The 8904-nt window shown below is 62.3% G+C and carries 8 protein-coding genes; 6 read left to right on the top strand and 2 right to left on the bottom strand.

Translation table 11 applies throughout. From position 1 onward, the window contains the following. A partial coding sequence (locus AAFX91_RS02020) for an IS110 family transposase (RefSeq protein ID WP_394565401.1) occupies nucleotides 1-490 on the bottom strand: 490 nt, incomplete at its 3' end. Between AAFX91_RS02020 and AAFX91_RS02015 the strand changes: the two genes are divergently transcribed. The 4 genes from AAFX91_RS02015 to AAFX91_RS02000 all read left to right on the top strand — a co-directional run bounded on the left by AAFX91_RS02015 (nucleotide 434) and on the right by AAFX91_RS02000 (nucleotide 5664). Further along, a complete protein-coding gene (locus AAFX91_RS02015; RefSeq protein ID WP_394565400.1) occupies nucleotides 434-1774 on the top strand; it encodes a helix-turn-helix transcriptional regulator in 1341 nt (446 codons plus the stop codon). The genes AAFX91_RS02020 and AAFX91_RS02015 overlap by 57 nt on opposite strands. A gap of 207 nt (nucleotides 1775-1981) precedes the next feature. Further along, nucleotides 1982-4297 (top strand): TonB-dependent siderophore receptor, encoded by a 2316-nt coding sequence (locus AAFX91_RS02010; protein ID WP_394565399.1) that lies wholly within the window; start codon nucleotides 1982-1984, stop codon nucleotides 4295-4297. A 9-nt stretch (nucleotides 4298-4306) separates the two neighbouring features. Then, nucleotides 4307-5470 (top strand): PepSY domain-containing protein, encoded by a 1164-nt coding sequence (locus AAFX91_RS02005; protein WP_130580317.1) that lies wholly within the window; start codon nucleotides 4307-4309, stop codon nucleotides 5468-5470. A gap of 17 nt (nucleotides 5471-5487) precedes the next feature. After that, nucleotides 5488-5664: a hypothetical protein gene (locus AAFX91_RS02000; RefSeq protein ID WP_245476389.1), complete on the top strand. Its 177-nt coding sequence runs from the start codon at nucleotides 5488-5490 to the stop codon at nucleotides 5662-5664. Between the two features lie 12 nt (nucleotides 5665-5676). Here AAFX91_RS02000 and AAFX91_RS01995 read toward each other — a convergent pair whose 3' ends face one another. Beyond that, nucleotides 5677-7086, bottom strand: a complete 1410-nt coding sequence (locus tag AAFX91_RS01995) for a PLP-dependent aminotransferase family protein (protein WP_394565398.1) — start codon at nucleotides 7084-7086, stop codon at nucleotides 5677-5679. Nucleotides 7087-7132: 46 nt separating this feature from the next. Between AAFX91_RS01995 and AAFX91_RS01990 the strand changes: the two genes are divergently transcribed. Then, nucleotides 7133-7579 carry a DUF983 domain-containing protein gene (locus AAFX91_RS01990; RefSeq protein ID WP_130580318.1) on the top strand — a complete coding sequence of 149 codons (447 nt, stop codon included), beginning with the start codon at nucleotides 7133-7135 and terminating at the stop codon, nucleotides 7577-7579. 489 nt (nucleotides 7580-8068) lie between these two features. Beyond that, complete coding sequence (locus AAFX91_RS01985) at nucleotides 8069-8890, top strand: class I SAM-dependent methyltransferase (protein ID WP_282529190.1); 822 nt, start codon at nucleotides 8069-8071, stop codon at nucleotides 8888-8890. Nucleotides 8891-8904: the final 14 nt, after the last annotated feature.

Here is an 8904-nt window from a genome sequence, read left to right as displayed (position 1 = left end):
GCGCCAACAGCGGCTCGATCTTGTCCACCCCCTTGGCTGCGATCAGGCCGAACTCGGCAGCGTAGCCGCGGATCGCATTGCTCAGCTGGGTGCGCCGGGCGATCAGTCCGTCGCGGATCCCCGTCAGCATCAGCGCGGCCTGTTGCTCGGCCGTCTTGACCGGCACAAAGCGCATGCGCGGCCGCCCCATGGCTTCACACAATCCTTCCGCATCCCGCCCGTCGTTCTTGTTCCGCTGCACGTAGGGCTTCACCAGTTGCGGGGCCATCAGCTTCACCTCGTGGCCGAGCTTGGAAAGCTCCCGCGCCCAATATTGCGAAGCCCCGCAAGCCTCCAGCCCGATCACCGTCGGCGGCAACTTGGCGAAATACTCCAGCACCTGCTTGCGCGACAGCCGCTTGCGCAACACCACCTTCTCGGCCGCATCAACCCCATGCAACTGAAAAATATGCTTCGACGTATCCATTCCAATGCGGATAATCTGCGTCACGGACGGCTCCCTCGTTTGAGATTTCGACAACCTCATTCTGGCACAACTGATGCCGTAGGGGGCCGTCCACCCCATCAACCACAGGCCTATGTGGTGTGCTCCGCTGCAACCGCTTGCTCGCGCCACAACACCTCCCTGTGGTTATGGGTCCCCGCTTTCGCGGGGACGACAATCGTAGGATGGGTAGAGCGCAGCGAAACCCATCATTCGCGCCGCTTGCTCCATCGCGATGGATTTCGCCGCGCCCTCCCCATCCTACCGACTGCGGACACAGCGCGGCACTTTGAAAGCGTTCTAATTGCCTCGGCAACGGTTGAGAGGCAGATAGACTTAAGGTTCGCGGGCCGGCTCCAGGCAAAGGGCGTGATGCAGATCTATCATCGCATCTTCGATCAGTTCCGCGTCCTCGATTCCGAGGGTGCATCAAGGGAGGACGACTTCGCGGAGACCGCGCGATGGCTCGAATTTCCCGGCTGCCTGTTCCAGCGAAACAATTTCATCCTTGATCGCATGATACGCAGCGAAGGCGTGATCAAGGCCGGCCTGTTCGTCACCATCGTGTTGAAGGGCGCAGGGCAGGGAGGTCCGCAGCGCGATGTCACGCGGTTCCGCTACTCGGAAAATTCGATTGTCGTGATGGCCTTGCGAAAGCCGCTGCTCTGGACTGGCGAGACGTCCGGCGGCGGGCGCATGTTCGCCGCTGGCCTGGCGTTTCCCAAGGCATCGATCGATCGCCTCGGTCTGCAGCGCGAGTTCCTCGAGCTGTTTTCCTCGGCGGAATCGGATGAATTCGTGGTCACGCTGAAGGCGCCGCCACGTATTCTTGCCATGGCAACCGAAATGCTGTCTCCGACGCTCGATGGACGCGCGGAAGAACTGCTGCTGTCCGCGCATGCCATGGAAATCCTCGCGCGGGTCATATCGATCGCGGGCAAGCGCGCGAGCATGGAGATGGCCGGCGACCACAAGCAGCGGCGGCTGCGCGCGATCCGCGATGCGATCGACGCCGATCTGCGGCGTCCGTGGAAAGTCTCCCAATTGGCGCGCGAGGCAGGCATCAGCCGCCGCTCCTTCAACACCCACTTTCGACGGGTGTTTGGCGTCAGCGCCTCCGAATATCTGCGGACGCGTCGGCTCGAATCGGCGCGCGAAGCGATCATCGAGCAGGGCGTATCGATCAACGAGGCGGCTTATCTCGCGGGCTACGGCAACCCCGCCAACTTCGCGACCGCGTTTCGCAAGCACTTCGGATACGCCCCCAGCCGCTGTCGTCCACCGAATTAGAATAAATAATTCAATGTAGTAGGCCGACCGTTTGCAGCCTGTGCACCAATCCAGCGGAGCGTGTGCTGCGCGGAACGTCTCGGTGGCGATCTGGAGCTTGTCGACAACAGATCAAAGAGTTTTTGCGCAATCGCAAAGGCGTGAGCTTCGCAATTCTTGCACTCAATCCCCTGAGTCTGCGGGCGTTCCGCGACGGGGGATCTGGCGATGGAATTCAAGCCAAAGAGCGAGTGGGGACTCGCCCTTGTGACGATTTGTGGCTTCGCTGCGATGGCGTTCACGGACACGCCGGCACTGGCGCAGAGTCCGTCCGGCGCGGAGCGGCCGAGATCGAGCAGCGAATTGCCTCCGGTCACGGTCGATGCGCCACGCCAGCAGCGCGGCCGTGTGGCTCCGGTGCGATCGACGCGGGCGGCGCGATCCGGCCGCAACGTCGCGCGGCGGACGCCGGCCCCAGTGACGCAGGAAGAGGCCGCGCCGGGCGGAGCAGCGGGACGCTCGACCGGTGAGAGGGGCACTGGTCCGGTGGTCGGCTACCTCGCCAAGCAAAGCGTGACCGCGACCAAGACGGACACGCCGATCCTGGAGACGCCGCAATCGATTTCGATCGTCACCCAGGACCAGATCCAGGCGCAGGGCGCGCAGAACGTCGCCGAAGCATTGCGCTATACCCCTGGCGTCACGGTGCAGAGTTTCGGCGCCAACGCCTTCTTCGACAATTTCAAGCTGAGGGGCTTCGATGCGCCCAGATATCTCGATGGCCTAAGGCTGCCGCAGGATAATACCACCTTCGCCGTGCCGCGGATCGAGACCTATGGGCTCGAGCGGATCGAGGTGCTGAAGGGACCGTCGTCGGTGGTCTATGGCCAGTCCGAGCCGGGCGGTCTGCTCAGCATGGTGAGCAGGCGGCCGACGGCGACGCCGCGATACACGATCGAGGGTACGTTCGGCTCATTCGATCGCTTCCAGGGCGCGTTCGACCTTGGCGGCCCGATCGACAAGAACGGCGAGTTCCTCTACCGCATCGTCGGGCTCGCACGCGACAGCAATACCCAGACCGACTTCGTGCAGGACAACAAGCTGTTCATCGCGCTGAGCTTCACCTGGGCTCCGACGACGGACACCAGCTTCACGCTGCTCTCGCAGTATCAGAAGGCCGACAACAGGGGTTACCAGCAATACGTGACGGGCCAGGTGTCGTTCCTGCCCAACCCGAACGGACACGTTCCATATAGCCGTTATCTCGGCGTACCCGGCCTCGACGGCTACAATCTCGAGCAATTCATGGTCGGCTATGCCTTCGAGCACCGCTTCGACAACAACCTGCAGTTCCGCCAGAATCTGCGCTACACGGACGTCACCAATGATCTCTCCTCGGTTCGGACGGAAGGCATGGCAACCGACCGTCTCGTCAACCGCAGCTATAACTATGTAAAGGCAAGCGCCGCCAACATCACCGTCGACAACCAGGTGCAGGCGGATTTCCTGACCGGACCGCTCGCCCACAAGGTGCTATTGGGCTTCGACTACTTCAATCTCTGGTCCCGCACCGACTATCGTTCCGCCGGCATCGCTCCGATCGATGCCTACGCTCCGGTATATAACACTGCGATTCCGTCCTTCGCGTCATTGGCGCCATTCATCCTGCGCGACGACAAGCTCAGCCAAGCCGGTCTCTATCTGCAGGACCAGATCAAGCTCGACCGCTGGACGCTGACGCTGAGCGGACGCAATGACTGGGCTAGCACGGATTTCAAGAGCTTCGCAGTCTTTCCGCTCGCCGGCAGCTATTCCCGCGACGACCGGGCGCAGACCGGACGCGTCGGCCTCAACTATCTCTTCGATTTCGGACTGTCGCCCTATGTGAGCTATGCGACGTCGTTCACGCCGAACCTCGGCGCCGATCTCGCCGGCAATTCGTTCAGGCCGACGACCGGTGAGGGGACTGAAGCCGGCGTCAAATTCATGCCGAACGGATCGAACCTGATGCTGACGGCGGCCGTGTTCGAGATCAAGCAGCAGGACGTCCTCACCGCAAGCCCGATCAATCCGCTGTTCAACGTGCAGACCGATGCGCTACGCGTTCGCGGCTTCGAGTTTGAAGTGAAAGGCAACATCACCCGCGAACTGGAGATCGTCGGCGGCTACAGCCATCTCGATCCGAAGGTCTCGGCGAGCATTGCCGGATATGCCGGCAAATACATGATGAACACGGCCCAGGACCAGGCTTCGCTTTGGGGCAAGTACACCTGGTACGATGGTCCGGTTGCGGGTCTTGGGCTCGGGTTCGGCGTGCGCTATGTCGGCGAGACCTACGGGGACAGCTTCAACACGTTTGTCATCCCGGCCTATACGCTGTTCGATGCTGCGGTGAGCTACGATTTCGGCTATCTGCGGCCGGACTGGAAGGGATCCAACCTGACCGACCATTTCTACGTCGCGTCGTGCTTGACCGGCTTGCCCTATTGCGGATTGGGGAATGGGCGTACGGTGCTCGGCACATTGAAATACAGTTGGAACTAGGAAGGCAAAGTGACGGCGGCGACCAGGTCTCTTCGGCGATGGGGTTTCGTCCACAAATGGACGAGCCTCATCTGCACGGTGTTCATGCTGCTCCTGTGCGTCACGGGGTTGCCGTTGATCTTTCATGAGGAGATCGACGACCTCCTGCACAGCCAGGTGAAGCCGGCGGAGGTGGCGGCGGATGCGCCGCTGGCCGATCTCGACCATCTGCTTGCCAATGCAATCGCCAATGCAGCGGGACAGGTCCCGCATTTCCTGATCTGGGACCGTGACGATCCGAACGCGATGTTCGTCAGCGTCGGGCCTTCGATCACGTCCGATCCGAGCAAGAACCTCTTGATCCGGATGGACGCGCATACGGGCGCCTATCTGGACGCGCCTGATGTCACCGGCCGCTTCACCTACATCATGCTCAAACTGCATACGGACATGTTCGCAGGCCTGCCGGGCAAGCTCTTCCTTGGCCTGATGGGCATCCTGTTCTGCGTCGCCATCATCTCCGGCATCGTCGTCTATGCCCCCTCGATGCGGAAGCTGAGCTTCGGCACGTATCGCGCGGGCCGAACCCGCGTGGTGCGCTGGCTGGACGTCCATAACCTTGCCGGCATCCTTCTCGTTGCGTGGACGCTGGTGGTCGGCTTCACCGGCGTCATCAACACATGGGCCGATCTGGTCCTGAAGATGTGGCAGTATGGCCAGCTTGCCGAGATGACCGCGCAATATCGCGATCGCGCCCCGCCCGCGAAGCTGACGTCGGTCAATGCGGCGGTCGAGGTGGCGGCCCATGCGGTGCCGGGGATGACGCCTAGCTTCGTCGCGTTCCCCGGCTCGATCTTCAGCAGCAAGAGCCACTACACCGTGTTCCTGCGCGGCAACACGCCGCTCACCTCGCGCCTCTTGAAGCCGGCCCTGATCGACGCCGAGACCGGCACGCTCACCGACAGCCGCGACATGCCCTGGTACGTCTCGACGCTGTTCGTTTCCCAGCCGCTGCATTTCGGCGACTATGGTGGCATGCCGCTCAAGATCCTCTGGGCACTGCTCGACGTGCTTACGATCATTGTCCTCGTCACCGGGATCTATTTGTGGGTGCGGCGGCGAAGGGCAGGGGTCAGCGTCGATCGCGTGATCGCGCACTCCTCCGGCGTCGAAAGTCCCGCATTATCGTCCTGATGATGTCGCGCAAATCCATGCATCGTACGCTTCGGCAGATCTTCATCGCGCCCCTGCTGGTCGCGATCGTCAGCACGCTCGGCCTCGTCGGCGCGCTCGTGGGAGACGGCTGGTGGGATGCCCTCGCATGGGTGACCCTGGCCGTCCCGGTTGTCCTCTACTCGCTCTTCATCTGGTGGCGAAAGCCGAATTGAGCGGCCGGCGCCTCAGACGATCTGCGTCGCCATGACCGACAATTTCATGGCCGCGGCGAGCACCTGCATGGCCTGGCTGACATCGGCGCGGTTGCGCGCCGCGCCGAGGGAGACGCGGATCCCGCGCGGCGGCTTGTCGATGACGGCGAACGCATCTTCGCCGACAACGGCAAGCCCGTGACGCAGCAGATGCGAAAGCAGGTCCATCCGATTCCAGGATGGCGGTAGCTCCAGCCAAAGGTGATGGCTTGCGGGACGGGATGCGAAAGCGATGCCTTTCAGGATACGGCCCGCCAGTTGCTGTCGTCCCTTGGCTTCGTTGCGTACCGCCTCGATGATCTCATCCGCGATGCCGTTTCGAATCCAGTGGGTGACCAGCGCGACCATCAGGGGTGGTGACATCTGCATCGTCGCCTGCAATCCGCTGCGCATGGTCTGCGCTGCGATGGAATCAGGTGCCTGCAGATAGGCGACGCGCAGTCCTGGTGCGATGCATTTCGACATGCTGGCAGCGAAGTAGCTCCGCTCGGGGATCAGGTTTGCGATCGGCGACGTCGACGGCTCGAGCGCACCATAGGCGTCGTCCTCGATCAGGAAAGTCCCTGCATGGCGGATGATTTCGGCGATGGCCTTGCGGCGCGCCGGACCCGCCGTCGCAGTCGTCGGGTTCTGCTGCGTCGGCACCAGATAGACGGCCTTGGGCTTGTGCTTGCGGCATGCGTCCTTGAGCGCGTCCGGCCGCACGCCTTGCTCGTCCATCGGCAAGCCGATCAGGCGAACGCCCAATCGGGCGGCCGCCGTCTTCAGGCCGGGATAGGTCAGCGCCTCCGTCAGAACCACATCACCGGGCGAGGTGAGGACGAGAAGCGCATTGAAGACGATAGCCTGCGATCCCGGAAAAATCACGAGACGCTCGGCGTTCGCATCGTGCACGCGATGGCGCAGCCAGTTTGCCGCCGTCTCCAACTCGAGATCGCTGCCGCCGGGTCTTGAGTAGGTCAGGAATGCGCCGAAGCCGCTTTCCCTGCGAATGGTCTCCAATCCCTGCGCGATCCGAAGATCCAGATTGGCTTCCACGGGTTGAGGCGGAAGATTCATCGAGAGGTCGATCGTGACTTGCGAGGGAACGTGCGACGGCGAACGCACCGTCGTCTCCGAAACGAACGTTCCCTGGCCGACCCTGGCGTCCAGCAGCCCGCGCCGGCGCGCTTCGCCATAGGCGCGGGTGACGGTGGTGAGATCGATGCCGAGTTCGGTCGCGAGCGCGCGGTGCGTCGGCAGCCTTTGTCCGCGAACAAGCCGGCCGCTCTCGATGTCGGACGCGAGCGCATCGACGATGCGCATGAACAGGGGGCCTTGCCATTCGGAAAGTGTAGGGACCCAATCCATACAATAGGCCTGTTTGTCTTTGATTGTATCCATACATTCTCGTACTGTATGGACATGCCTCTGGTCAAGGAATTCAGCCATGACACAGCCAGTTTCGCTTGCCCAAGCCGTGCGGCGCGGCTTCACCATGCGATGCCCCAATTGCGGGAAGGGTCATCTTTTCCGCCGCTTCCTGAAGGTCGTGGATCACTGCGAAGTCTGCGACGAGGATTACACGCCGCAGCGTGCCGATGACTTTCCCGCCTATCTCGTCATCGTCGTCGTCGGACATGTGGTCGTGCCGGCCTTGCTCGCCGTCGAGATAGCTTACGCGCCGCCGGCGTGGCTTCAGCTTGCGATATGGCTGCCCGTGACGCTGTTCTCATCGCTTGCGCTGCTTCAGCCGACGAAGGGCGCGATCGTCGGCCTGCAGTGGCAAACGGGAATGCATGACTTCGCGGAATCGAAGAACCGCAGGTCCGCTAGTTCCACGAAATCGACCCAGTCCACCAACACCACGTCGATGAAGAGCCACGCGCTCATTTGAGCTCTGCTCGGACTGACAATTCGAGCAGAGAAGTTCCGTGAACCATCCTCACACAATCAGTCCACGATCAAGATCGCGGCGACGATCAGCGTAGCCATCGTGCTGACAATTTGAAGATTCATTCTCTCATCCGGAAGCGCGGGCTCGCGTCGCTGCGTGACGTGACCGGCGGCGGTTGTGTTGTGGCTTGCTGAAGGCGAGTCCATCCGACCACCACACAGAACCATCTTGCCCCGCACGCGTTGGCATGTTGTGTCGCACAGGCGCCGCAATTTGCATCAAAAAATCGAGACACAGTTAGTTCCTAGGCGGAACCCAGGAACGTCGCTTGAACCAAGGGGCCTCATTGGATTCCTCTGTCACCGGGCGCAGACCGATTGGTGGCGGCGCGCGGTTCGCTGTCCCCGCTGTGCGGCGTCGCTGCGCGAGATCGACGCGCGACCGTTCTGTTCCAACGTGACGTGTGAATACTCTGGAAGCGGGTTTCCGGTGGTCGAGGACCAGCCGGTGCTGATCGATTTCGCCGCCAGCGTCTTCGAGCGCGGAATGTATCGCGGCGGCAATGGTTCGGTCTTTCACCGCGATGTGTCGCGCCGCTCGATCAGTTCGCGCCTCCATCAGCTCACCTTCGGCGGCAATCAGGTGGCACAATCCAACTGTGCACGCTTTATCGAGCTCCTGAAGCAGGAATCCGAACGGCCGGTCGTGCTCATCATCGGCGGAGGTGCGGTTGGCGACGGCGCCGACGAACTCTACGCGGATGACTGCCTCGAGTTGATCGGGACGGATGTCTACGCGTCGCCCTACACGCTGCTGGTGGCCGACGCGCACCGGCTGCCGTTCGAGGACGGCGTGTTTGACGGCGTCTGGGTCCAGGCCGTGCTCGAACATGTCCTTGAGCCTGCGTCCGTCGTCAACGAGATTCACCGCGTGCTTCGGCGCAGAGGCCTCGTCTATGCCGAAACGCCGTTCATGCAACAAGTGCATGAGCGCGGCTATGATTTCTCGCGCTTCACGCGGAGCGGCCACCGCTGGCTGTTCAAGCAGTTCTCGGAAATCTGCGCGGGCCGCGTCGGTGGCGCAGGCGTCGCGCTGGTGTGGTCGATCCGCTATTTTGCCCGTGCGCTCGGTGCCGGCGACAAGCTGTCGCGTCTGATCGCGCTACCGTTCTTCTGGATCCGCCTGCTCGATCCGTTGACGCGCGGCCGCCCCGGATCGGATGCGGCGAGCGGCTTCTTCTTCCTCGGACGCCGGACGGAGCGCCCGCTCGATCCGCACGTCATGCCGCGATATTACGACGCGCAGAGATGACGCTCGGCGACTTC

Origin of the sequence: Bradyrhizobium sp. 31Argb, from assembly GCF_043638955.1 — a bacterium.
GTDB lineage: Bacteria > Pseudomonadota > Alphaproteobacteria > Rhizobiales > Xanthobacteraceae > Bradyrhizobium.
The sequence above is the reverse complement of the archived record's forward strand: the minus strand, read 5'-3'. Positions and strand labels throughout refer to the sequence as shown.